General features: G+C 49.0%; 22 protein-coding genes. 15 read left to right on the top strand and 7 right to left on the bottom strand.

Features of this window, described 5'->3' with window-relative positions; genetic code table 11:
• Positions 1-15 precede the first annotated feature (15 nt).
• Positions 16-1,467, top strand: a complete 1,452-nt coding sequence (locus NNX04_RS20265) for a lipopolysaccharide biosynthesis protein (protein WP_261946993.1) — start codon at positions 16-18, stop codon at positions 1,465-1,467.
• 16 nt (positions 1,468-1,483) lie between these two features.
• On the opposite strand, the gene NNX04_RS20260 is transcribed toward NNX04_RS20265, so the two are convergent.
• Genes NNX04_RS20260 through NNX04_RS20250 form a run of 3 tightly spaced genes read right to left on the bottom strand, consistent with a single transcriptional unit; the run spans position 1,484 to position 4,978 of the window.
• Complete coding sequence (locus NNX04_RS20260) at positions 1,484-2,299, bottom strand: polysaccharide pyruvyl transferase family protein (RefSeq protein WP_261946992.1); 816 nt, start codon at positions 2,297-2,299, stop codon at positions 1,484-1,486.
• A gap of 41 nt (positions 2,300-2,340) precedes the next feature.
• Positions 2,341-3,489: a hypothetical protein gene (locus tag NNX04_RS20255; protein ID WP_261946991.1), complete on the bottom strand. Its 1,149-nt coding sequence runs from the start codon at positions 3,487-3,489 to the stop codon at positions 2,341-2,343.
• A gap of 31 nt (positions 3,490-3,520) precedes the next feature.
• Positions 3,521-4,978: an undecaprenyl-phosphate glucose phosphotransferase gene (locus NNX04_RS20250; RefSeq protein ID WP_007644062.1), complete on the bottom strand. Its 1,458-nt coding sequence runs from the start codon at positions 4,976-4,978 to the stop codon at positions 3,521-3,523.
• A gap of 324 nt (positions 4,979-5,302) precedes the next feature.
• Here NNX04_RS20250 and NNX04_RS20245 point away from each other — a divergent pair, with 324 nt between their 5' ends.
• Both NNX04_RS20245 and NNX04_RS20240 read left to right on the top strand, forming a co-directional pair.
• A complete protein-coding gene (locus NNX04_RS20245; RefSeq protein ID WP_151058679.1) occupies positions 5,303-5,809 on the top strand; it encodes a M48 metallopeptidase family protein in 507 nt (168 codons plus the stop codon).
• Positions 5,810-5,855: 46 nt separating this feature from the next.
• Positions 5,856-7,112, top strand: a complete 1,257-nt coding sequence (locus NNX04_RS20240) for a mechanosensitive ion channel family protein (RefSeq protein WP_261946990.1) — start codon at positions 5,856-5,858, stop codon at positions 7,110-7,112.
• 6 nt (positions 7,113-7,118) lie between these two features.
• Here the strand turns inward: NNX04_RS20240 and NNX04_RS20235 are convergent, their stop codons facing one another.
• From NNX04_RS20235 to NNX04_RS20220, 4 genes are all read right to left on the bottom strand, one after another.
• Positions 7,119-8,816: a c-type cytochrome gene (locus NNX04_RS20235; protein ID WP_261946989.1), complete on the bottom strand. Its 1,698-nt coding sequence runs from the start codon at positions 8,814-8,816 to the stop codon at positions 7,119-7,121.
• 154 nt (positions 8,817-8,970) lie between these two features.
• Positions 8,971-10,533 carry a DUF853 domain-containing protein gene (locus NNX04_RS20230; RefSeq protein ID WP_261946988.1) on the bottom strand — a complete coding sequence of 521 codons (1,563 nt, stop codon included), beginning with the start codon at positions 10,531-10,533 and terminating at the stop codon, positions 8,971-8,973.
• Positions 10,534-10,566: 33 nt separating this feature from the next.
• Positions 10,567-11,199, bottom strand: coding sequence for a 3'-5' exonuclease (locus NNX04_RS20225; protein ID WP_261946987.1), 633 nt, complete (start codon positions 11,197-11,199; stop codon positions 10,567-10,569).
• Positions 11,200-11,274: 75 nt separating this feature from the next.
• On the bottom strand, positions 11,275-12,006 hold the full coding sequence (locus tag NNX04_RS20220; protein WP_261946986.1) for a hypothetical protein: 732 nt from the start codon (positions 12,004-12,006) through the stop codon (positions 11,275-11,277).
• A gap of 187 nt (positions 12,007-12,193) precedes the next feature.
• Here NNX04_RS20220 and NNX04_RS20215 point away from each other — a divergent pair, with 187 nt between their 5' ends.
• From NNX04_RS20215 to NNX04_RS20160, 12 genes are all read left to right on the top strand, one after another.
• Positions 12,194-13,990 (top strand): protein-disulfide reductase DsbD family protein, encoded by a 1,797-nt coding sequence (locus NNX04_RS20215; RefSeq protein ID WP_261946985.1) that lies wholly within the window; start codon positions 12,194-12,196, stop codon positions 13,988-13,990.
• Between the two features lie 319 nt (positions 13,991-14,309).
• Positions 14,310-14,747, top strand: a complete 438-nt coding sequence (gene aroQ, locus NNX04_RS20210; protein ID WP_261946984.1) for a type II 3-dehydroquinate dehydratase — start codon at positions 14,310-14,312, stop codon at positions 14,745-14,747.
• Between the two features lie 63 nt (positions 14,748-14,810).
• Positions 14,811-15,275, top strand: a complete 465-nt coding sequence (accB, locus tag NNX04_RS20205) for an acetyl-CoA carboxylase biotin carboxyl carrier protein (protein ID WP_261946983.1) — start codon at positions 14,811-14,813, stop codon at positions 15,273-15,275.
• A gap of 74 nt (positions 15,276-15,349) precedes the next feature.
• The gene (accC, locus tag NNX04_RS20200) at positions 15,350-16,690 is read left to right on the top strand and encodes an acetyl-CoA carboxylase biotin carboxylase subunit (RefSeq protein ID WP_007644083.1); all 1,341 of its coding nucleotides are present in this window, start codon (positions 15,350-15,352) and stop codon (positions 16,688-16,690) included.
• 93 nt (positions 16,691-16,783) lie between these two features.
• On the top strand, positions 16,784-17,665 hold the full coding sequence (gene prmA / locus NNX04_RS20195; RefSeq protein ID WP_261946982.1) for a 50S ribosomal protein L11 methyltransferase: 882 nt from the start codon (positions 16,784-16,786) through the stop codon (positions 17,663-17,665).
• Between the two features lie 119 nt (positions 17,666-17,784).
• Entirely contained in the window at positions 17,785-19,383 is a 1,599-nt protein-coding gene (locus NNX04_RS20190; protein WP_261946981.1) for a DUF3426 domain-containing protein, read from the top strand.
• Positions 19,384-19,440: 57 nt separating this feature from the next.
• On the top strand, positions 19,441-20,403 hold the full coding sequence (locus NNX04_RS20185) for a transporter substrate-binding domain-containing protein (protein WP_261946980.1): 963 nt from the start codon (positions 19,441-19,443) through the stop codon (positions 20,401-20,403).
• Between the two features lie 230 nt (positions 20,404-20,633).
• Positions 20,634-21,623 (top strand): tRNA dihydrouridine synthase DusB, encoded by a 990-nt coding sequence (dusB, locus tag NNX04_RS20180; RefSeq protein WP_007644093.1) that lies wholly within the window; start codon positions 20,634-20,636, stop codon positions 21,621-21,623.
• Positions 21,620-21,913: a DNA-binding transcriptional regulator Fis gene (fis, locus tag NNX04_RS20175; protein ID WP_007644099.1), complete on the top strand. Its 294-nt coding sequence runs from the start codon at positions 21,620-21,622 to the stop codon at positions 21,911-21,913. Before dusB ends, fis begins: the two co-directional genes overlap by 4 nt.
• 143 nt (positions 21,914-22,056) lie before the next feature.
• Positions 22,057-23,637, top strand: a complete 1,581-nt coding sequence (gene purH, locus NNX04_RS20170) for a bifunctional phosphoribosylaminoimidazolecarboxamide formyltransferase/IMP cyclohydrolase (protein ID WP_261946979.1) — start codon at positions 22,057-22,059, stop codon at positions 23,635-23,637.
• 117 nt (positions 23,638-23,754) lie between these two features.
• Positions 23,755-25,044 (top strand): phosphoribosylamine--glycine ligase, encoded by a 1,290-nt coding sequence (gene purD / locus NNX04_RS20165; protein WP_261946978.1) that lies wholly within the window; start codon positions 23,755-23,757, stop codon positions 25,042-25,044.
• Between the two features lie 165 nt (positions 25,045-25,209).
• Positions 25,210-26,160 carry a histone deacetylase family protein gene (locus NNX04_RS20160; protein WP_261946977.1) on the top strand — a complete coding sequence of 317 codons (951 nt, stop codon included), beginning with the start codon at positions 25,210-25,212 and terminating at the stop codon, positions 26,158-26,160.
• Positions 26,161-26,170 lie beyond the last annotated feature (10 nt).

The raw sequence follows: 26,170 nt of genomic DNA, 5'->3' as shown, positions 1-26,170 counted from the left end.
AAAAGCAGTGTTTGGATGAGTACCGCTGCGAGCGGTAATAGCCTCATCAGCCTGGTGATTTTTATTATTCTTTCCCGCCTGTTGGCGCCGGAAGAAATTGGCTTGGTCGCCTTTGCATTAATTGTGGTTGAGTTGGGTAGAGTCATTGTCAATGCCGGCTTCTCACAAGCCATCGTGCGCCACCCCGAATGGGATGAACACTACGCGGCCACTGGTTTTTATCTCAACCTGTTATTGGCATTGGTGGTTACTGCGGTTGCATTTTGGGTAGTAGCGCCACTGGTCGCTTTTTACTACGACTCCCGCGCCGAATTATTAGTACAGGTGCTTTCCGTGATCTTTTTTTTGGAGGGCGCCAAAGCAGTACATGAAGGCAAACTCAAACGAGAGTTTAATTTTCGTGCGATTGCGCTGCGCACTGTCATTGCAAGCTTGGTATCCGGCATCGCGGGGGTAGCACTGGCCTTTTTGGGTTACGGTGTTTGGGCGTTGGTATGGCAACAATTAATTAACCAGATATTCATGACCCTGCTCACCTGGAAAAGCGCACACTGGTTTCCCAGTTTGCATTTTTCTTTCCTACACACACGATCACTATTAGGTTTTTCTGCGCCGCTGACACTTGCACAACTGGTAAGTAATCTCGCGAGTAAAATATACGAATTATTGATAGGCCTCTTAATTGGCCCCGCTGCATTAGGGTTTTTCCGCGTGGGTGGGCGCGTGCTATTTATCATGCAAGAAATTGTAATAAAGCCTTTCGAGCAGGCGCTGCTACCGGCATTGTCGCGATTGAACGAGCGCGACGCACGCGCGCAGGCCACACTGCGCGTAATGCGCATCAGTGCTTATTTTACTTTCCCGATTTTTTTTGGCGCTGCGGCGCTGGGGCCTGAGTTTATTGAACTTGCCTTTACCGATAAATGGGCACAAAGCGGCCAGGTAATGACCATGTTGGCACTGGGGATTGCCCCCATGGTAATTAGTGCACAAGTGAATTCCGCACTGACCGCAAGCGGCCATACGAACTACGTTATGCTACTGGCAGTTATCACATTTGTACTGAATTGCCTGCTCGGTTTTCTGCTAGTACCTTTCGGTATAGTGGTGGCGGCAGCGGGTTATGCATTGCGGGCGTATCTGAGTATTATTTTCAATATGTTATTTTTCAAAACCATATTTAACGTGGGCATACTACAACAGTTGCGCATTATAGCGCCCACTTTCACCGCAGCCTTAATCATGTTCGCGCTGGTACAACTTACAAAATTTTTATTGCCCGCTGACTGGGCGCTCGGAGTACGTTTACTATTGCTCGCCGGTTTCGGTGGGCTGATTTATATTTTTATCATGTCGTGTATTTTTCGCGATGAAACGAAACATTTTTTAGGCGAGAGTGCGGCCATGGCGCCCGCCAAAGCAAAACCTGCTATAACGTATTTGCAGCGGTTATTACGCCTGGCCTAAATCGATAGTTAAAAATTTAATTCCATAAATGGAGCGGAAACGCATCCATCAGCGGGCGATGATCAAAACGCAACCCCGGCATGCCGCCCATTTCTTGCCCTTCAGCAATTGAATTGGCAAATTGAAATTCAGACTCCAAACGCCCGGAACCAAAATAATAATCTTTGTATTTAAACAAGTCTTCAGTTTGCGACAAACGCACATAGCGTGCTGGAATACCATAAGCCTCCGCGATCACCAATCCGTGCAGGGAACTCGCCAGTACTAATTTCGCTTCCAGAATTTGTTCAATCACACGATTCCACCCTTGCAAAGGTGAAATAACATTCGGTGTCTTGGGTGGCAATATAGATAGATCGTGTAGATTGGGCACAAATACATAATCGCGGCAGGGATTGGGCGTAAAACGTCCTTTAAATAAATGCGGCATCAGCAGTGCAGGATCACCATAAACTTTCGGTACGGTAAAACCACGGCTGCGCAAAAACTCACGGGTCAATGGGCCACGCACTGCATGCAGGTTCAAGCGTTTGGATTTGAACATGATCTCGGGTACTTTGCCATTCCAACCTGTACCCCAGATATGGTCATCGTTTGCACTGTATTGCAAGATTGAACCAATGGCTAACAAGCGCGCACTTTTTGAAACTTCCTGATCCAGACTTAATCCCTGTAGTGCCAACAATTGGCGAGTAACAATCTCTGAAAGATGATCACCAAAATTTACCCGCCCGTCACCTGGCGCCCAGTTATATAAATCCACATAAGGAAAAGGTAAACGCGGTTTCAGTTCAGTAGGGGTTTCCCAATAAGCAGCCAGACGTTTAAACATGAATATTCCACTCATATAAGTTAAGCGTTAAAAAATTATTTTTAAAGTATCAGCGCGACGCCAAGGCTTGCCTGGGCATAATCATAATCGCGATACTCTAATGGCGATTCGCGATCCACCCACTGGCTACTGAGGCGAAACTTGAGCATTTCAGAGAATTGATAAGTAAGTGCGATAGGGCTGAGTGTCGTGATGTGTTCGTCGCGGGCGGGTTCGGTTAACCGCTGCACATAAGCCTGAGTGCTGTAACCCGCCGCCATGGAGAGCGACCATTTAGCCGACGGCTCCCACCCCAGGCTAATTCTGCTGGCGCGAACATCGGCCGGCGAGTCAGAGGTTTCACCCACCGCGGGTTCGCTTTGGCTGTAACTCAAGGACAGTGTGAGTTTTTCACTCACGGCCCAATCCAAATCCACTACGGCTTGGGTACCTGTACCGGCATTAATCTCCCCTTCGCGCTTGAAGCGCCCCAGGGTAAATCCCAGTTGCGTTTTGCGGGTCAGCGCCCAGGAACTTTCCACTTCCAGTTGGCGATAATCAAAATCCAATGAGGTAAGTGCATCAGGCAAAGGGTTTTCATAAACTCGCTCACCTTCACGCAAACGCAAACTCAAAAACGATTTATTTGCCGTAGTGTAAGTACTGGCAACAAACCATTCATCATCATCAAAATCCAGACTTTCGCGCAGCTCATTGGAATGCGTTTGCGCTACTTGCCGCGCGCCAACAGTAAATCCAAGGCGCTGCCCTACCCCCATAGTCAATTGGCCCGCAAAGTTATCGCGTGCAACAACATCTTTATCGGCAAATTCCAAGCGATCCACCGCGTAGGCATCACGCACCCAGGTAAAATCTGTTTTTACCCGTGTGCTCCAGTCACTGCGCCAACGTGCATTGCCTTCATAAAAACTTACGTCCAAATCATCACGCTCAGCATAAGCATAATGGTTGCCACTTACGCCCAATGAAAAATCCTGTTTACTCAGGCGCTCATTAAGTGCAACTGAAATAACCGAGTGAGTGTAATGCTCGGAATCCACATCTGCACTGCGCGCAAAATTGCTGTCCCAGTGTTCATTCGTGCCCAACGACAAAGTAAAGCGATCCATCGCATAAGCAGTTGAGTTAGCCAGCCCAGCGAACAGAATTAACGCCATACCCCGCTTAACGCTGACAGGTATAGTGTTCATTTTTTTCGCGCAGCATTTAATTTCATCTGGATTAATAAACATTCTCGCCAACAAAACCTTTAAAGATTGTTTTCCATAAAATTTTTATGTCCAACAAAATTGACCAGTTACGAATATATTCCAAGTCATACGCGATGCGTCCGGACATTTTATCCAGCGTTTCCGTTTCACCACGAAAACCATTCACCTGCGCCAATCCAGTAATGCCTGGTTTTACTTTATGGCGCAACATGTAGCCTTTGATTTGCCCGCGATAAAATTCATTGTGCGCAACGGCGTGGGGGCGCGGGCCTACCAGCGACATACTGCCGGACAATACATTGAATAGCTGGGGCAATTCATCAAGCGACGTGCGGCGCAAAAAATTGCCAAACGGCGTAATGCGTGGATCAGCGCGTTTGGCTTGGGCAACACTATTGCCATCCTCACACACAGTCATGGAGCGAAACTTCCACACTTTTATTTTTTCACCCCCCATGCCGTAACGCGTTTGTTTAAAAAACACGGGACCAGGCGATGTCACCTTCACACCAATCGCCACGGCTAACATAGGGATTGCCAATAAAAGTAAAATTCCAGCGCCCAACACCACATCTTCCAAACGCTTCACCCAACCGTTATCAACCAGTGGCGAATCGTAAATACTCAGTGCGGGAATGCCCTGTAAACACGTGAGGCGCGAATGCAACAAATCAAAACTAAATACATCGGGTATAACATAGGGCGATACTGTAGTATCAGCCAAGCGATCAATCACAGTACGCATGCGCATTTCAGCGCGCATTGGTAAACCGACAAAAACCATATCCAATTTGCCATCATGGGCATCTTGATAAAGCTGCTCAAGCCCACCTTTTACTTCAATATTGTCGCCAATCAAACGCCGCCCCACTTCATGGGAGGGTGAGCGATCGTCGTAAAAGCCAATCACTTTGTAGCCCAACCATGGCATTACTTTCATGGAATTGATTAACCGTAAACCCAATTCATTGGCACCGACAATCGCTACACGGCGCGGCTCGGTTGGATGAGAGCGCAATTTGGCAAGCAGCAAACGCCGCCCAATATGCATACCCGTCATTAATACCGGCGTTGCAACCAACCAGCAGACAAACGCCAATAATTCCATGGATTTAAATGGATAAATCACCAGCGCCGCAAGAATGATAAAAATAGCCGTTACCAGCCAGGCAAATAATATTCGACCAGCCAAATCCAGCATGGAATGACCGCGCCACAAATAATAAACTTCATTGCCCTCGGCAAAAAAACCAAAAACAATAACGGCGGTAATTGCAAAGGTAGTGTAAAGATTTGTCCACTCAAGCCCTAGCATGTTAAGCCCGAGCCAAAGTATGGATACGATCAGCGCGCTATCAATCGCACGAAATAGCGCGAGGATTTTTGAATGGTGAAGCCGTATAACCGGCGGTTCATTTGATAAGGTTACAGGGCTAACAAGCGCCCGATTGACCGATAGATTGCTCATACTCCCTCCACGCAATGTACTTCATCATGCCATCAGCATTTGTTTACTAGCAGGATATAGAAGGCATTAATCAGGCCATAAAGAATGCAACATCACGATTACGTGACGAAGTTTTAAAAAAATCGATATTTGTCGCCAAATCAACTAAAATTGACGCCAAAAGCAGCAATCATCAATCCGCTTTTGATAAAAATATTTGTAATTTTTATAATTTTTCTGCCCCAGCAAAACGCACTGTTTTTTTAAAAGCACCGATCCAACGCAAAAACATTTTTCTTTATGAACACTAACTGAATAATCACTCTAAAAATTAATTAAGACGCCATGACAGCACTGAAATATTTAACCGGCTACTCCGCCGATACACTGCAAAAAGTGAAAACGCTTATTGAAGAGAAAAAGCTGGCTGAGGTATTACTAAAACGCTACCCAAATGTTCATCAAGTGCGCACTGATGGTGCGCTATATCAATATACGCAACAAATTAAAGCGGATTTTATGGGCAAGACCCAACCTTTGAACCGGGTCAGTTATGACAGCAAAATAAAAGTGATCCAGCATGCACTGGGGCAACACCACTACATTAGCCGTATTCACGGAGGGAAACTTAAAACCGTGAACGAGATCAAAATTGCCAGTGTGTTCAGAACCGCACCAGAAGCATTTTTAAAAATGATTGTCGTACATGAGCTTGCACATTTTAAAGAGAAGGAGCACAACAAAGCGTTTTATCAACTCTGCTGTCATATGGAACCACAGTATCACCAATATGAATTTGATCTGCGTCTGTACTTAACCCAACTGGATTTATTTGGGGATATATATACCTAAATTATTACCGCCCTATTACCTTGCTTAACATGAGCCAGAAAAAAACATGAAAGACCTAATGCACACCGCCTTGAATTATCTTGGTATTCCAAACAACGAATATGCTTATCTCGCGGCCGTTATTCTTGTCATCTTATTTACGTCACTTGTTATTCATTGGCTCTTGCATAAAGTGGTGATGGGTTTATTGCGTGCCAATGCCAAAAGCGCAGAACAGTTGTGGAAACGTTCATTTTATAAAAATAGATTGTTTACCCGCGTCGCCCTTACCTTGCAAGGTTTGATTATTTTTATGCAAGCACGCCTCTGGCTGGATGCGGATGATAGCGCCCTGCCAGTCATCGCCGTTATTACCAGTTTATGGGTACTACTCTACGGGCTGCTGTCAGTTTATTCGCTGCTGGATACGCTGGAAGATATTTCAAACACTAACCCTGCAGGACGTCGCCTGCCGCTACGTGGAATTTTCCAAAGCATCAAATTAATTGGCGCAACAGTGGCAATTATTTTTGCGCTGGCGTTATTGATTGGTAAATCGCCCGTGATTTTATTTAGCGGTCTTGGCGCCATGACTGCAATTTTATTATTGGTATTTAAGGATCCTATTCTCGGCTTGGTAGCAGGCATTCAACTTTCCGCCAATAAAATGTTGGCGGTGGGCGATTGGCTGGAAATGCCAAAATACGGAGCGGATGGTGAAGTGACGGACATTAACCTCACCACAGTCAAAGTCCGCAACTGGGATAAAACCATTACAACGATTCCCACTTATGCACTGATTGCTGACTCATTTAAAAATTGGCGAGGCATGGCGGAAGCGGGTGGTCGCCGTATAAAACGCGCCATCAATATCGATGCAACCAGCGTTCACTTTCTTAGCGAGGAGGATGTAATGCGTTTGCGTAAAGCAAAATTACTGACTGACTATATTGAACAAAAAGCCAAGGAAATCACCGACTACAATACACAACATCAAGTTGATACCAGCTGCCCGGTCAATGGTCGTCGCTTGACGAATTTAGGAACCTTTCGCGCTTATTTGACCGCTTACATCAAAGCCAATCCTCATATTCATTTGGGTATGACGCATATGGTGCGACAACTTAGCCCCGGCGCTGAAGGTATTCCCATTGAGGTGTACGCGTTTACCAATAACACGGAATGGTTGGCTTACGAAAATATTCAGTCAGATATTTTTGATCATATTTTTGCAGTGCTGGCAGAATTTGATTTGCGGATTTATCAAGCACCCAGCGGCTATGACATGCGCCAAATCATCACTGGCAGCACTCAAAGCCACTGAGCATCCTCACAAACTTTTAATATATTCCACTAATGCCCAACGCTCTTCATCACTCAATGCCGTGCCATATTCATGGCCGGCATTGGAATTGCCCGGCAGACCTGTATCAAAAAAGCTGGTATCGGGAGCCGCACTGGAAACATGGCCAACTTTGATTACATCCAATTCAATATTACCCACATAAAATTGCGACGGGCGCTGTGCCGCGGGCAACAGTAAATCGTAAATCGTTGGCACCGAGCCATTGTGCAAATAAGGTGCAGAGGCCCATATGCCATTGATTGGGCGAGCTTTATAGCTATCGACACTGGGGGTATCGGCAGAAAGATTGGAATGATATTCACGCACAATAGTTTTGAGGGTTTGCCAGGGTTTGTTTAATAAAGTCCCCATAGCCGCATGAGTGACCAGGTCAAGTGAACTGGCTTCTGCAGTAAACTTTTTCCCAACCAACACCATGCTGCGCTCGCCTTCCAGCACCCCGGTTTTTACTTTGCGCTGACTGAAATTATGCGCCATCAATGGATCCGTCCCCACCTCCGCAACCGGCGTTAGTACCGCCCGCAGTTTGCGTTTTTTATCTGCTGCATCGACATGTGTATGGCACTCCACACAGTGCTGTTGATAAAGTTTTTTACCGGCAACTAATTTGGTTTCATCCAACTTCCCGGCAAATTCTTGCGGCCATCGCGGTGCAGTTAATTGATAAAAGGCTTTTTGAAGATCGGCAAGGTGATTAATACGAATCGAGGATGAATAGGTTAAGTGTTCTTTTTTAATTTCAATCGTGCCATAAACCGCTAGTGCAGTGATTGCATTTTGAAACAACGGGCCAGGTTCTTTATTGGGTGCTGAGGCATTCCATTGCACCAAATCCAGATGGGATGCATCCCACATCACCGGATAACTGGTGGGTGCATTAGGTGAATGAATATTTTCTGGCATATTTAACGCTTCAACTGCAATCGCATTAAAAATTTGCCCAAAGGCGTCCAAGCGACCATGACCATAAGGCACATCGGTTTTGTTATTTTCCAACCGCTGTTGCAACTGCTGCAATCGCCCATGCATTTGGACTTGTAGAGCTTGGGTAGTAAGTGAGGCTGAAGCGATGGCGCTGACCGACGGCGCTGTGCACACATTGGAATAAAAGCGCGCAAATTTTTCGGTATCCTCCAGCGTAGCCTGCAATGCAGCTACCAGTGCTGTTTCAAACCCGGTGAAATCGATCAGCGCTTGGCCGCCATCAATTCGAATACGCTGGCCGTTAATCATTACTTGACCGGTATGACAAGCCGCGCAAGTCAGGCCAACATAATCACCATGTTTTTTATCCTTATCGCGTACCACACCAATGGGTAAGCCATCCGGATTATATTTATCGGCGGCAGCAACGATAAAACCCAGCGCCGACATATGCGCCGGATCGCGAAATAGCGCTGGATTATTCGCTTGCTCCAACACGATAAACCAGTCATAGGGAATAAGCCGCGAACCAAAAGAGGTAAATGACAGTTGCTGGCGAGTTTCATGCTCCCAGCCCTGCGCAAGGTAATGGGTATCCTGCATGCTGGATACAGTGGTCGAGGCAAGTGCTGCAGTACTGCACAAAGCAAGCCACGCAAACCCGATATAACACTGGAGATGACTAACGCGAGTCAGTACTGAACCGATTTTTTTACTGTGTTTTTTGTTGTTTTTCATGCTGCATCCTCAACATTTTTATACTGCCCCTATCCGGGGCAGAAGCACACCTTAAAAATTGACTCCTTTCACTATAAGCCTCTTATTAGTCTCCTTCTATTACACCAGGTAACAAACTACACCCAACCAATACCGACACAACACAACGCGTAATTTAACGTCGCCCTCCCAACAGAGAACCAAGAATCCCGCGTACAATTTGACGGCCCAAATTACTACCAATTGCACGCGCCGCACTTTTTGCCAGCGCTTCAGTGGCCGATTCACGTCGGCTCTCAGCACGCTGTGCTTGCTGCTGGGCTTTTAGCTGTTCTTTTTGCCAGCGCTCTTGCTGTTTTTGCTGCTCTTTAGCGATGCGTTCTTGTTCGGCGCGCTGCTGTGCATTTAATTTTTCTTGCTCTGCCTGAAGCTGCTCCTGCTGCACAATCTGTGCCTGCTGGTTAACGCGCTGTTTTAAAATTTCATACGCCGACTCGCGATCCACCAGTTGCGAGTAAATGGCTTTATAAGGGGAGCGCGCCATCACTTCTGCACGCTCCTCTGCTGTTAACGGCCCAATACGTGATGCTGGCGGAGCAACCATCACCCGCTCAACCGGTGTGGGCGAGCCTTTTTCATCCAACACCGATACCAGCGCTTCTCCAATACCCAATTCAGTAATTACCACCTCGGTAGAAAATGCCGGATTGGGGCGAAAAGTTTGCGCAGCAATTTTTACCACCTGCTGATCTTTAGGAGTGTAGGCGCGCAATGCATGTTGAATACGATTGCCCAATTGCCCTAATACGGTATCAGGAATATCCGCAGGGCTTTGTGAGATAAAATAAATCCCTACACCTTTGGAGCGAATCAAGCGCACCACTTGTTCGATTTTATCCACCAATAATTTGGGTGCGCCATCGAACAACAAATGTGCTTCATCAAAAAAGAATACCAGTTTGGGTTTATCGGCATCGCCCTGTTCAGGCAAATTCTCAAATAATTCGGAAATTAACCAAAGTAAAAAAATTGCATAAAGTTTTGGCTGATTAACCAAGGTGGTGGCATCGAGAATATTAATGACACCCGTGCCTTCCAAAGTGACTTGCATCAGGTGATTAAGGTCCAGCGCTGGCTCACCAAAAAATTCATCCGCCCCCTCCTGTTCCAACATCATCAAGCGGCGCTGAATAGCGGCAATGCTTGCCTCACTTAAACCGCCGTATTCGTCTTCCAGATTTTTGCGCTCATCCTTCATCCAATTGAGCATGGCTTGTAAATCTTTTAAATCCAGCAACAACATGCCTTGGTCATCGGCAATTTTAAACGCGGCATAGAGCACGCCGGTTTGGGTTTCATTCAAATCAAAAAAGTTGGCGAGCAATAGCGGGCCAAAATCAGAAATAGTGGCGCGCACCGGATGGCCTTGTTTGGCATACAAATCCCAGAATACACAGGGAAATAACCGCTGCTGGTAATCGCTGATATTCATCAGCTGCACTCGCTCATCCACTTTAGGGTGAGGTTTGCCCGCTTTGGCAAGGCCAGAGAGGTCGCCCTTGATATCCGCCATAAATACCGGCACGCCGGCCTTGGCAAAACCTTCGGCGAGCACCTGTAAACTCACCGTTTTGCCCGTGCCCGTGGCACCGGCAATCAAACCGTGGCGATTTGCCATACGCAGATTTAAATGCACCGACTGGGTGCCGTTGCCGCCAATAAGATAATGTTGGGTCATAAATTCTCCGTCACTCTGCACGAAATCAATTTGTTAGTGTTGCGCGTAAAGTTTACGCAATTGATGTTTGGGCGTTTTTGTTAGTTGGTGCATAAAACCAAAGGATAGATCATTGAGCCCCTGCTGCGCACGCAGCTCCTCCAATAAACTCAACCACAAATGCGCGGTGACCTCTGCATCAGCCAAAGCGCGGTGATAGACACCCTCGGTCGGTAAGTTTTTATAGGCAACCAAAGTAGCTAATTGATGATTGGGCGCATGTTGAAATATTCGGCGCGCCGCCAATAAACTGCAGGCAATACCTGACGAAAAGTATTTTTTGATCCGCTTGAATTCGGCGCGTAGAAACCGCTCGTCAAAACTGGCGTTGTGCGCAACCAGATTGTGACCGGCGATAAAATCGTAAAAATCGCTCATTACCTCGGCATTATTGCGCGCCTCTTTTACCATCGCATTGGTGATACCGGTGAGATTTTCAATAAACAGTGGAATACGCACACCAGGATTCATCACCTGCTGGAAGCGATCAGTGATACGCCCATGCTCAATTAATACTGCACCAATTTCTATCGCGCGATCGCCCATATCAGGCGACAAGCCGGTAGTTTCAAAATCGAAAACTATTACACTGGCAGCGGAACGCCGGTGAAAATCCAATGTTGTCATTTAATAACCCAGCAATTACCCGATGAAAATTGAACAAAGAAAAAAAGAGCGCCAATGCGCTCTTTTAAATTGAAATTATTGCGCCGATGACACCAGCTGCACCCGCGGTGGGCCGCCTAATTTAATGTCGCCACGCACGCGATAGCCCGGCAAGGCGTCGCGCATTTTTTGATAGATCCAGCGCCCCTCTACATCACTGCGGGCGATAATCATGGCCAGGCTATTCGTTGCTTTGAGCTGTTGTGCAATCTCATTGATGCGCGCCAATATTTGCGGATCATCTTTTCCCAGCAAGCTGGCTTCTAATAAAAATTCATTGGCACCGCCACGATAAGGCTCTACGGGTGGCGCGGATTTAATTTGCTCGGTAAGCGCCGCCGAAACCTCCTTAATTAACAAGTTGTTCGGGTCGACGATACGGGCATTGTTGAGCATGGTCGTCGCTTGGGTGTAGTTGCCGCGGGCTGCAGCCTGACGAGCCAGATCTACATAGCGCATAACGATGCCCTGCAACCCACCCTTGGCGCGCTGGTTGTTGGGATCGAGTTTTAACACTGCATGGAAAAAATCATAAGCGTTGTCATTGGCAGGCGTGAGCAATTGATCGCGCGACAGGGTGTACTCCCCATTGAGTAGCAGCATGCGAACCACCTGCTGCTCTTTGGTGATCACCGGAACCGGTGGTGCTACTGGCGCAGGTGCTACAGGAGCGGGTTTTTTCTGATTCGCATAAAAAGGAAGCTGACAGGCACTGAGGCTGAAAAACACTGCCATACACAATGCACTGCGACCAACAAAATTAAACATAACGCCTTTTCTCTGTACTGAAAGATGAGTTGTGTGTTGCGTTAGAAAAATCGAACATCGCATAGAATGATTGCGATTACCGATTGTCTAGAAGGCTGCGTATGTTACTGTAAGTCGCGCCCAAGGACACCAGAACCTGGGCACTCCCCAGCCAATTTGATCAAGATACGTTTCCATGTATATGAGAATGCAAAAGACTCGCCACCCATTTATCAAATTCCCGAACTGCACTGGCGTCATCGCCCTGCTGCTCGCCAGTGTTATCGCATTTGCTGCGCCTGCTTATGCCCAGGATCCCTTTGCTAAAAACACCAGCACTAACAACAGCAATAGCCTGCTGGGCGCACAGGATGAATTTTTGCCGGTTGCCGAGGCATTCAAACCGAGCTTCGAGATATCCCGCGAACAGCTGACATTAAGCTGGACTATTGCAGATAGATACTACCTCTACGAAGAGCGCTTCAAGTTTAAAGCCGATCAGGATATTGAGTTAACCCCGCGTTACAGCCCTGGGCTAATGAAGTATGACGAGCTGTTTGAGCGCGAAACCATGGTGCACTACCAACAAGTCAGTGCGGCATTTGATATCAGCGCAATTCAACAATCTTTTACGCTGAAGCTGGAATACCAAGGCTGCGCCGATGCTGGCCTCTGCTATCCACCGCAAAAACTTACCTTGAAAGTTGACCCTGTTGCATTGACCGTGACGGAGCAAATCCCTACCGCACCATTAATAGCTCCAACAAATCCAGCCACTACCGACACGCCGACAACAGATTCAAACTGGCTACTGCAAGCCATGCTGCTCGCCTTGTTAGGCGGCATGATTCTGAACCTGATGCCCTGCGTTTTTCCGGTGCTATCTATTAAGGTGATGAGCCTTGCGGCTGCCGATCGCAGCCGGTTAGCACTGCACGGCTGGGTTTACACGCTGGGTATTGTGGTCTGTTTTGTGGGATTTGCCATCGCGTTGATTCTGGCACGCAAAGGTGGTGAAGCGGTGGGCTGGGGCTTTCAATTGCAATCGCCCGGGTTAATTGCCGCACTGGCCTATTTATTTTTTGTGATGGGCTTGAGCATGTCCGGACTGATTCATTTTGGCGGTAGTTTGATGGGCGCCGGCCAGCGATTAACACAAAAATCTGGCTTGAGCGGTTCATTTTTTACCGGCGTATTGGCGGCCGTAGTTGCCAGCCCTTGCACCGCTCCGTTTATGGGTGCCGCACTCGGGTTTGCGCTCACACAACCACCGCTGGTCTGTATTGCTGTTTTTGCCGCACTGGGTTTTGGTATGGCACTACCGCTGTTGCTCTTGTGCTACCTGCCTGCCTTGGCTAACCGCCTACCCAAACCTGGCGTGTGGATGGACAACCTGAAACAGCTGCTAGCATTCCCCCTGTACCTAAGTGCGATTTGGCTGCTGTGGGTTTATGGTCGCCAGACAGGCGTTAACGGTATGGCAAGTTTGTGCATTGGCGCCGTGCTGATTGCTTTTGGCTGCTGGTTATCAGGCCGCCATACCACCGGTTTATGGCTTTGGCTGCGCCGTTTGGCGATTGTGGCCAGTTGGATTATCGCTCTTGCATTCATTTTCCAAACACCCGCCCTAAACAACCAAGCGCAGCCCCAAGGACGCTGGCAACCTTACAGCCCCGAACTACTGGCGGACTTACGCAGCCAAGGCCGCCCGGTATTTGTAAACCTGACGGCAGATTGGTGTCTCACTTGTCTGGCCAATGAACGAATCGCACTGGACACAGCTGCTGTGGAAGCCGTATTTGATGAGCTTAATGTGGCAACCATTAAAGGTGACTGGACAAATACTGACCCCAAAATCACCGAGTTACTGCAAGAATATGGCCGCAGCGGCGTTCCTCTATACCTCTGGTTTCCGGCCAACCACGCGGGCAAAGGCCAGTTATTACCCCAACTACTCACCAAAGAGTTGGTTATCAACACCTTGAAAGGCGAAGATAGGCCATAAATTCATACTTTTTGATGAAATTAGCAGCACTTACCGTCAACTTTACAAAACTTCCCGCATCGTGCCGCTATCGTGGGGGCATGATGCGGGGATAATCATGCAAAAGTGTTATTTAAGTGCCGCTTTTTAGCATCACCCTGACTAACTTCTTCAATCATGCTGGCATTTTCTGCCAACTCAACAAAATTTCGCTGCTATCGTGGACAGATCCCGGTTTTTGCGGCAAACTCTTCTCACTTTCAATCCAGACAGGCCGAGACTCGCCAGATATTGGTGAGTTCGTGCACAAAAACAGAATATCACTGCAGGATCACAGTCAATGGCAACCATTTTGGTACTTCACGGCCCCAACCTGAACCTTTTAGGGCTGCGCGAACCAGGCATCTATGGCGCCACCACACTGGAAGACATCAACCGTAACCTGACCCAAACCGCGCTTGATGCCGGCCACCACCTGCAAACCCTGCAAAGCAATGCCGAATACGAATTAATTGATCGCATTCACGATGCACGCAAAGAAGGTGTCGATTTCATCATCATCAACCCCGCCGCCTTTACCCACACTAGCGTTGCACTGCGCGATGCGTTACTTGGCGTTGGCATTCCGTTTATCGAAGTGCACTTATCCAACGTGCACAAGCGCGAGACCTTCCGCCACCACTCCTATTTCTCTGATGTCGCCCAAGGCGTCATCTGTGGATTTGGCGCCACCAGTTACGACCTGGCGCTGCAAGCTGCTTTCACCCTGATCAAATAGCACCCTATTTATCGGGCCCAATTCAATATCAACCAACAACCTAATGTTGCCAAAGAGGACACTATGGATATTCGCAAAATTAAAAAACTGATCGAGCTGCTCGAAGAATCCAATATCGGCGAGCTGGAAATCAAAGAGGGCGAAGAATCTGTGCGTATCGCACGCAACAGTGGCACTACTCAATACTTCACTGCACCGCAAGGCTTTGCGGCACCCGCTCCCGCAGCGGCGGCACCCGTTGCGGCCCCCGCAGCAGCCGCACCTGCTGCTGCCCCTGTTGCAGTGGCCCCCTCTGGCCACTTGGTAAAATCACCCATGGTTGGCACCTTTTATCGCTCACCAAGCCCAGGCTCACCTTCATTCATTGAAGTGGGCAAACACGTTAAAGCGGGCGATGTCATTTGCATCATTGAAGCGATGAAAATGATGAACCAAATCGAAGCTGACAAGACTGGCGTGATCGAAGCCATTTTGGTTGAAGACGGCAGCCCCGTTGAATTCGACCAGCCTCTAGTGACTATTGCCTAACCATTTGTTGTGGCTGTCGCACGCCCTTTTTTTTGCGCGGGCGACCTATTCACTAATCGCTGAGGATTTGGTTTATGTTCGATAAAATTTTGATCGCCAACCGTGGCGAAATCGCGTTGCGCGTGTTGCGCGCCTGTAAAGAGTTAGGCATCAAGACTGTTGCTGTTCACTCACAGGTTGACCGCGATTTAAAACACGTTCGCCTGGCGGACGAATCGGTGTGTATCGGGCCAAACCCGTCGCCCAAAAGCTACCTGAACGTTCCGGCGATTATTTCCGCCATGGAGATCACTGACGCGGAAGCCGTTCACCCGGGTTATGGCTTCCTTGCTGAAAACGCCGATTTTGCCGAGCGCGTGCAAAACAGCGGTTTTACCTTTATCGGCCCGGATCCTGCGGTTATTCGCATGATGGGCGACAAGGTAGAAGCGATTAAAGCGATGAAAAAAGCTGGCGTGCCTACGGTTCCGGGTTCCGACGGCCCACTGCCAGAAGACCCCGAAGAGTGCATGAAAATCGCCAAGCGTATTGGCTACCCTATTATCATCAAAGCGGCAGCTGGTGGCGGTGGTCGCGGTATGCGCGTAGTACACACCGAAGCAGCGCTGATCAGCTCCATCCATGTTACTCAGGGTGAAGCCAAAGCAGCATTTGGCGATGGCACTGTGTACATGGAGAAATTCCTGCAAAATCCGCGTCACGTAGAAGTACAAATCCTGTCTGACGGCCAGGGTCATGCCATCCACTTAGGTGATCGCGACTGCTCACTGCAGCGCCGCCACCAAAAAGTGTTGGAAGAGGCACCCGCACCCGGCATTCCACAAGAAATCCGCGAGGAAACCTACGCCGCTTGTGTAAAAGCGTGTATCGATATTGGTTACAAGGGCGCCGGTACTTTTGAGTTTTTGTACGAAGATGGCCGCTTCTACTTTATCGAGATGAACACCCGTATCCAGGTGGAACATCCGGTTTCAGAAATGGTAACCGGCATCGATTTGATCAAAGAGCAAATTCGCGTTTGCTCAGGTTTACCACTTTCATACAAGCAGTCCGATGTGATTATTCGCGGCCACTCGTTTGAATGCCGTATCAACGCTGAAGACCCAAAAACCTTTATGCCCTGCCCTGGTTTGGTTAAAGGCTTTCACGCCCCCGGCGGCTTGGGTGTACGCGTGGATTCACACCTGTACAACGGCTACACAGTGCCGCCAAACTACGATTCCATGATCGCCAAAATCATCACCTTTGGTGACACCCGCGAGATCGCCTTGAACCGTATGCGCAACGCACTGGATGAGACCATTGTGGACGGTATCCGCACCAACATTCCGCTGCAGCAGATGTTGGTACGCGATACTGAATTCCGTAAAGGCGGCGTGAACATTCACTACCTTGAGAAAAAATTGGCTGAGTAATATCAGCCGATGACTAAAGGGCGCGATTTATCGCGCCCTTTTACGTTTAGCCCCCGAAAATCAGATTCCTTTATCACCAAGAGCAGAATTCCTATGCCCTGGCTGCAACTCAAAATTATCACCTCGCGCCGCTATGCCGAATCCCTTGAGGATTCATTACTGGCGTGTGGTGCTGCATCGGTAACACTACAAGACAATGCCGACCAACCCATTCTCGAGCCGGGTTTGGGCGAAACCCCCTTGTGGGACAGTGTGAAAATCACCGGCCTGTTTGATGCGGAAATCGATACCGCCAAGACGATCACCATCGCCGAGCGACGCTTTGGCAACCCGCTGCCCGAACACTATTGGGAGCAGCTGGAGGACAAAGATTGGGAACGCGAGTGGATGACCAATTATCATGCGATCCGCTGCGGTGAGCGCCTGTGGATTTGCCCGAGCTGGCAACAGCCGCCAGAACCAGACAAAGTCAACCTGATGCTCGACCCAGGCCTCGCCTTTGGCACCGGCACCCACCCCACCACATTTTTATGTATGCAGTGGATCGACCAGCAGGACTTTAACGGACTTGAGGTAGTGGACTACGGCTGCGGTTCGGGCATTTTAGGTATTGCTGCTTTATTGCTGGGCGCCAAACGCGTTATTGGTGTCGATATAGATCCGCAAGCACTGCTCGCCACCACGGAAAACGCCAAGCGCAACAATCTGCCTGCAGATGCCATGCCCGTCTATTTACCACCGAACTGCCCTGCCGTAAAAGTGGATGTAATGCTCGCCAATATTCTCGCTGGGCCACTGGCCGAACTGGCACCGGCGTTAAATGCCATGACCAAAGTTGGCGGCAAACTGTGCTTATCCGGGATTTTATCGGTGCAGGCCAAATCGGTTATGGCTGCTTACGAACCATGGTTTGAGTTTGATCCCATCGCCGAGCAAGAAGAATGGGTGCGCTTAACCGCCACAAAGGTGAGATAGTTGGCATTGCGATACGAGAACCTGAAACCGGTCTCGCGTCGCAATTTACCGCATGGCGCGTGAAAAGCTACACTGTGCTATTCAACAGATTGACCCGACAGGTTTAAGAGCCCACAGACATGACCTCCGCCAACAACCAAATGATCACCCGCTGCCCGAAATGTGGAACTGCATTTCGTGTAACCCAAAGCCAACTGCAATCCGCCAAGGGTGCAGTGCGCTGCGGCTCCTGCCTGAATGTTTTTAAAGCGCAGGAATATTTGGTTGACGTCAAACCCAAAACCCCACCTGCGGCACCAAACACTGTAGCAACACCGGCAATGGCGGCTACTCAACGTAGCGCGAGCACTGCAACAATCACAGCGCAGCAACCTAAACCGCAACCGCAACCGCAACTGCAACTGCAACTGCAAAAACCCATACTCACAAGTAATGCCGCCCCCACAGTACAAGCGCAACCAGAAACTGCGCCGGTCACACGTGCGATGGAACTGAAAAAGCCAGACTTCAGCACTGCGAAGCATTTATCCCCACCGGTGGAAAAACCAGCGAGCCCGGTCCGCAGCTTTAAACCGATTCAGCTCGACGATGGCGATGACATGTTGATCAGCGATGACATGGAAGAGCCATCAGCAAGTGAAAACAAATACGAGTTTGATAGTTTTATGGATATCGACGTAAAACCGACAACCGATGTTTCACTGTTCGAGCGCAAGATCCGCCCCGAAAATGAAGATAAGGCGATCCAGGATGCCGATGAATCCTGGGCGGAAATGTTGATTGAAGACGAGGGAGAAGAGGAGCCGCAATTAGGCATAGCGCGCCCCAAATCCGACGAGGAATTGGCCGATGAAGCACTGCTTGCCAGCCACAGTACCGAGCACTATTTAGCGCAAGACAACCCGGAAACTGGCACCAGTAAACCGGCAGCACCCAAGCTGGTATTTAGCCTTATCGGGGAATCTGAACAACAAACACCGCCCTCCGATGAGCTGGTTTTTAGCGATGAGCTGGCACAAATTCCCAGCCATCAGGGGTTCAAACCCGCCATAGACGCTCGCGATGAAAGCGACGAAATGGCGGCGAATACAGCAGCAATCGAAGAAGAAGCTGCCGCAAGCGAAGACAACAATAAACGCCAAGTGAAAACCCAACCCAAAATTCGCGCCTATGATGGCTCCCGCGCCGCACTCTTGATGAATATTATTCCGGCGCCGATTGAATTCACAGCCAAAAGCATGCGCCGTTGGTACCAGCGCAAGCTTTGGACAACACTGAGCTTACTGGGGTTAATCGCATTGGCAGTGCAGATTGCCTGGTTCAAGTTCGACTCGCTTAGCCGTATTGAACCCTACCGTACCGCCTACCTGTTCGCCTGCCCTTACCTTGGCTGCGAATTACCTACACTGATTGATACCAAGCAAATTACCACCTCCAATCTGGTAGTGCGCGAACATCCCGATGCAGAGAATGCACTGGCTGTTGATGTAATGCTGGTTAACAGCGCCCCTTTCGACCAACCCTTCCCGGATCTGGTGCTAATCTTCAGTGATCTGGACAACAATCTCGTTGCCTCCCGCCGCTTCACCCCAAAAGATTATCTGGGAGGCGAACTGGCCGGCAAAGATTTAATGCCGCAGAACCAAAAGGTCTATATCACACTGGATATAGTCGACCCTGGCACAGAAGCTGTGAATTATCGTATTTACATTCCCTAGCAGCTGTCGATTGAACTCCAGTAGTTAAGCGTTAGTGGAAAAAAAGGGGGAAGTGCAATGCCGTATTCAAATCCCCCCTTTATCTGGAAACACCCCATTCTGCATGTATATCGATTACTACCGGTGCTACAGATCCTCATTGCCACCCTGGTCTACGTCTTCACCTGTACAAACCTTGCGCTTGCTGACAACAACCTCAAAGCCTCTAGCCCACTGCTAGTCACTCATAAGTTACCCGAGCTGGGCAGTAGCGAGCGCTCGCTGCACGAAGTGGAAGTACTTCGCTTAGCGCTGGACAAAACCGTCGCTGAATTTGGCCCATATGAATTGCGCGGTATCCCTCCTATGAATCGCGCCAGAACACTGGTGAGCCTCAGCCACAACCTTTACCCCAATCTCGTACTGCAAATGAGCTACGAGGACGAACTACCCGAGAAACAAAATTTAAGTTACATCCCCTTCCCCCTGGACTTGGGCGCTTTCAGCTACAGAGTCTGTTTTGCGCGCGACGAACTGCAAAACAGAAAAAAACCGATTCGCCAATTCAATGATCTGAAAAACTACACCTTCGGCTCCGGTATAGGTTGGTCAGACAGCAAGATTCTCCGCGCCAACGGCCTGAACGTCGTTGAATCCAATAGCGTGATTAGTTTGTTCCGTATGACCAAAGCAGGGCGAGTCGATTTTTTCTGCCGCGCACCGATGGAAATGGCTTTTGAGCAGCAGTTTCAAGGCAACCTGGGGCTCACTGCTGACCAGGAAATAGCCCTTTATTACCCCTTGCCCAAATTCTTTTTTACCCACAAAGGCAATAAAGCCTTGCTAGCTCGCATCCAAAAGGGCTTGGAAATCGCCTATGCAGACGGCTCTTTTCATCAACTCTGGCGCAGCCGCCATGGAAAAGGCATAGAGCAAGCCAAACTAAACCAGCGCAGAATATTCAAACTGAGCAATCCAATGGTCAAAAACTTACCTCACAACTACGAAATCTACCTCCATGACCCCCTCAGCCCAGAGTAAGCAGTCGCACTGCCCCAAATCGCGTTTATTTGCAACCCAAAATCACTAAAAAAGCCTGTTTTTATCGCTCAAAAAAACGCCGTTTTTTGTATTTTTTGCGTTCCCAACCCCACCCCAAACGGGTATCATGGCGCCCCTTTGAAGCAGGCCAATAGTTCATTTTTTGTGCGGCTTTACCTAGGCTAAATCCGGAGTTTCCGGCATGAGCACAATCGCGACAACCCAATCACGTGTTTAGTATCGGTCCCTACACTATCGACAGCCAAATCATCCTTGCACCTATGGCAGGTGTGACTGATCGGCCTTTTCGTCAATTGTGTCGCTCACTGGGCGCGGGTTTGGTGATATCGGAAATGCTCACCGCCGATGCAAGCTTGTGGGGTAGTCGCAAAAGCACCCTGCGTATGGATCACACTGGCGAGGTTGAGCCTATAGCCGTGCAAATTGCCGGTGGCGACCCGCAGATGATGGCCGAAGCAGCGCGTTTAAACGCTGCCAATGGCGCCCAGATTATCGATATCAACATGGGTTGCCCGGCCAAAAAGGTGTGTAAAAAAGCCGCCGGTTCTGCGCTGCTAAAAGACGAACAACTGGTCGGCGATATTTTGCAAGCGGTGGTAAGCGCAGTAGATATTCCAGTCACGCTGAAGTTTCGCACCGGCTGGAGTACCGAAGAACGCAATGCCATTCGTATCGCCCGCATCGCGGAAGATGCCGGCATACAAGCACTGGCCTTACATGGCCGCACCCGTGCCGATGCTTTTGCCGGCGCGGCCGAATACGACACCATCGCCAGCGTAGTCAATGCCGTGAAAATTCCGGTATTTGCCAATGGCGATATAGATTCACCGCACAAAGCCAAAACCGTACTGGATTACACCGGTGCCGCGGCGGTGATGATTGGACGAGCCGCTCAAGGGCGGCCGTGGATTTTCCGGGAGATTGCGCATTACCTGCAAACCGGTGAGCAATTACCCGAACCATCTTTGACTGAAGTCAGGGATATTTTATCTAGCCATCTGCGCGAGTTATACCGTTTTTATGGTGAGTTTATGGGCCCGCGTATCGCTCGCAAACATGCGAGTTGGTATTTGCATACGGTTCCTGGCAGCGATGAATTTCGCAAAACCTTTAACGCTATAGATAACGCAGAAGAACAACAAACCAGCATTCAAAATTTCTTTGAACAGCTGCTTACGAAAGAGGAAAAAGCCGCATGAATACCGCAACTTTCTTTGCTGATGCAACTCCAGCACAAGCTGCCCCCGCTCAACCAGTACAAGCTCAATCGCTGCGCGGCTGCGTAGAGCAAGCCGTTGAAAATTATTTCAAACACCTCGACGGTCAAGACGTCAGCAATGTTTACGAAATGGTATTGGCAGAAGTAGAAGCACCGATGCTGGAAATCGTCTTGAAATACACCCGTCACAACCAAACTCGCGCGGCACAAGTGTTAGGTTTGAACCGTGGCACACTGCGTAAAAAATTAAAGCAATACGGCCTTCTGTAATTTTTTACTACGCCTTGGGAGGTTAAAAACCCTAGCGCAAATCAAAAAGGGGTGGTGATTCGTTTCCACCCCTTTTGCTTTTTAGCCGATTCCATTTTTACGACTTCATCTTTTTTACGACTTCATCTTCACAGGAAATGCGTATGTCTACTACTTCTGATCTTGTTGCAGTAAAACGCGCGCTTATTAGCGTGTCTGATAAAACCGGCATTGTTGAATTTGCCCAAGCCCTTCACGCCCAAGGCGTGGAAATTTTATCAACCGGTGGCACTTTTAAATTACTGACCGACAACAAGATCCCTGCCATTGAAGTGTCTGACTACACCGGCTTCCCGGAGATGATGGACGGCCGTGTTAAAACCCTGCACCCCAAAGTACACGGCGGCATTTTGGGTCGTCGCGGCACCGATGAAGCCATCATGCGCGAACACGGCATCAACGCTATCGACATGGTAGTAGTGAATCTCTACCCCTTCGAAAAAACCGTTGCCAATAAAGATTGCTCGCTTGAAGACGCAGTAGAAAATATTGATATCGGCGGCCCAACCATGGTTCGCGCGGCAGCAAAAAATCACGCCCATGTAAATATCGTTGTTAACGCTGCTGACTACGCGACTATTCTGGCGGAAATGACTGCCAACAACGGCAGCACCTCTTTAAAAACCCGTTTCAATTTGGCGATTAAAGCCTACGAGCACACCGCTGCCTACGACGGCGCCATCGCCAATTATTTTGGCCGTTTGGTAGAAGGCGGCAGCGCCGATTTCCCACGCACCTTCAACAGCCAATTTATCAAAGCGCAAGAAATGCGTTACGGTGAAAACCCACATCAAAAAGCCGCGTTTTATGTGGAAAAAAATCCCCAGGAAGCAAGCATTGCCACTGCCAAACAATTGCAAGGTAAAGAGCTCTCCTACAACAACGTAGCGGATACCGATGCCGCACTGGAAACTGTTAAGTGTTTCACTGAGCCAGCATGTGTCATTGTTAAACACGCCAACCCCTGCGGTGTGGCAGTTGCCACCAACATTAAAGATGCCTACGACCTGGCTTACGCGACCGATACCGAATCGGCTTTCGGCGGGATTATCGCCTTTAACCGCGAATTGGATGCCGCGACCGCACAGGCGATTGTTGAGCGTCAATTTGTTGAAGTGATTATCGCCCCGAGCGTTTCTGCAGAGGCGGTTGAAGTAGTAAAAGCCAAACAAAACGTGCGTCTGCTTGCCTGTGGCGAATGGGGCACCGAGCGTATCGGCGGATTGGATTACAAACGCGTCAACGGCGGCTTGTTAGTGCAGGATCGCGACAACGGTATGATCACCGCCGCCGATTTAAAAATCGTTACCCAACGTGTTCCCACCGAAGACGAACTGCGCGATTTATTATTCGCTTGGAAAGTTGCCAAATTTGTTAAATCCAACGCAATTGTCTATGCCAAAAATTCACAGACCATTGGTGTAGGCGCAGGTCAAATGAGCCGCGTGAACTCTGCGCGTATCGCCGCGATTAAAGCGGAACACGCCGGTTTGCAAGTGGCGGGTTCAGTGATGGCTTCCGATGCCTTCTTCCCCTTCCGCGACGGTATTGATAACGCTGCAAAAGTAGGTATTGCCGCAGTCATTCAACCTGGCGGTTCAATGCGCGATGAAGAAGTGATCGCCGCTGCCAACGAACACGGCATGGCGATGGTATTTACCGGGATGCGTCACTTCCGTCATTAATTGAATTCGATAATTTCGTAGATTGGGCAGCAATGCTCAACATAGTGGTCACAAAATTAATTGGTGTTGGGCATTGCTGCCCAACCTACGTAAACGACTCAAAAAGATATTAATTCTATGAATGTATTAATTATTGGCAGCGGCGGCCGCGAACATGCTCTCGCATGGAAAGCCGCACAAAGCGCGCAAGTCGAAAAAGTATTTGTTGCACCGGGGAATGCGGGCACAGCGCTGGAACCCAAATTAGAAAATGTTGCTATAGACGTTTTGAATTTTGAAGCCCTCGCCAATTTTGCTGAAAATAATAATGTCGGCTTAACCATTGTTGGCCCCGAAGTGCCACTGGTTGCCGGTGTGGTGGATTATTTTCAAACACGCCAATTATTGTGTTTTGGCCCCAGCAAAGGCGCCGCGCAACTGGAAGGTTCTAAAGCCTTTACTAAAGATTTTCTTGCGCGTCACAAAATTCCGACTGCCGATTACCAAAACTTTATCGAAGTGGAACCTGCGCTCGCCTACCTGCGTGAGAAAGGTGCACCGATTGTAATCAAGGCCGACGGCCTCGCGGCAGGCAAAGGTGTAATCGTTGCCGAAACCCTGCAACAAGCCGAAGACGCGGTGCGCGATATGCTCTCTGGCAATGCATTTGGTGATGCCGGCTGCCGTGTAGTGATTGAAGAATTTCTCGCCGGTGAAGAAGCCAGTTTTATTGTAATGGTGGATGGCAAGAACGTATTACCCATGGCCACCAGTCAGGATCACAAACGTGTTGGCGATGGCGACAGCGGCCCCAATACGGGCGGTATGGGCGCCTACTCTCCCGCTCCCGTAGTCACCCAAGCGGTACACGATCGTGTGATGCAAGAAATTATTTACCCAACGGTCAACGGCATGGCGGCGGAAGGTAATACTTACGTCGGCTTTTTGTACGCCGGTTTAATGATTGACGCGGCCGGTGTAGCAAAAGTCATTGAATACAACTGCCGTTTTGGCGACCCGGAAACCCAACCCATTATGTTGCGTTTACAATCGGATTTGGTTGAGTTGTGTTTAGCCGCGTTAAAAGGTGATTTGGATAAAACCACGGCCGAGTGGGATGCACGTGCATCAGTTGGCATTGTACTGGCGGCGGGCGGTTACCCTGAGGCTTACGACAAAGGCGATGTAATTTCTGGTTTGCCCACCACCGAAGTGGCTGGCGAAAAAGTCTTTCACGCTGGCACCAGCACCAAAGAGGGCAACACCGTCACCAATGGCGGCCGTGTGCTCTGTGCCACCGCATTGGGCAACACGGTATTAGAAGCGCAGCAGCGCGCTTACCAGTTAGCAAAACGTATCAGCTGGAAAGGTATGTTTTATCGCAATGATATCGCCTACCGCGCGATTGCGCGCGAGCAAACGAAATAAGTTTGCCACCCAATAGCAGCACAAAAAAATGGAGCCTTCGGGTTCCATTTTTTTATCCGCCAAATATTGATTGCAGCAACAATAAACCCTTCGCTAAAAATTCACCTTGGATTAGACTAAAAAAATAACCGTCACCCGAACACTGATATCAACAACGGCAGCAATATGATCGCAACTATTATCAGTCACCCACTCTGCCATGCGCATCAAATGCCTGAAACGCATCCGGAATGCCCTGCGCGATTGGATGCCATTAACAATCAGTTAATGGCAAATGGAATAGATGGCCTACTCTATTACCGTGATGCGCTACCTGCCAGCGACGAACAACTATTGCGTGTACATACCCCCGAACACTTACAAAAAATCACCACCGCTATACCCGAGCAAGGCATTCATTTTTTTGCCGATGATGTGTATTTATCGCCCGCCAGCTTAACGGCAGCACGCCATGCTGCCGGCGCGGCGGTAATGGGTGTGGATATGATTATGGCAGGTACAACCGACGCGGTATTTTGCAATGTGCGCCCGCCCGGTCATCACGCTGAACGCGCTCGCGCTATGGGTTTTTGCATTATTAACAATATTGCAGTGGCCGCTGCACACGCGCTGGAACACTATGGATTAAGCCGGGTGGCCATTATTGATTTTGATGTACACCACGGCAACGGTACGCAAGATATTTTTTTTAATGATGCGCGCGTTTTATTTTGCTCCAGCTTTCAATATCCGTTTTACCCACACACTAATATCGACGATGCACCTGCCCATATTATTAATACTCGACTGCCCGCAACCTGCCGCAGCCAAGGCTTTCGCGATGCCATCACTGCGCAGTGGTTACCGGCATTGAAGCAATTTAAACCGCAAATGATTTTTATCTCCGCCGGGTTTGATGCCTATATTGATGACGACATGTCGTCAATTAGTTTGGTGGAGCAAGATTACGGGTGGATCACCCAGGAATTACGCAAGCTGATGGATGAAAGCAAAAGTGTTGCACCGGCAGACCAATGTCACGGCATAGTGTCAGTATTGGAAGGTGGATATGATTTATTAGGACTTGGGCGTTGCGCCGTTGCCCATATTAAAGCACTGGCAAAAATTCAGGGCTAATCGATAAATT

The sequence above is a fragment of the Cellvibrio sp. QJXJ genome, assembly GCF_024452345.1.
Lineage (GTDB): Bacteria > Pseudomonadota > Gammaproteobacteria > Pseudomonadales > Cellvibrionaceae > Cellvibrio.
The sequence above is the reverse complement of the archived record's forward strand: the minus strand, read 5'-3'. Positions and strand labels throughout refer to the sequence as shown.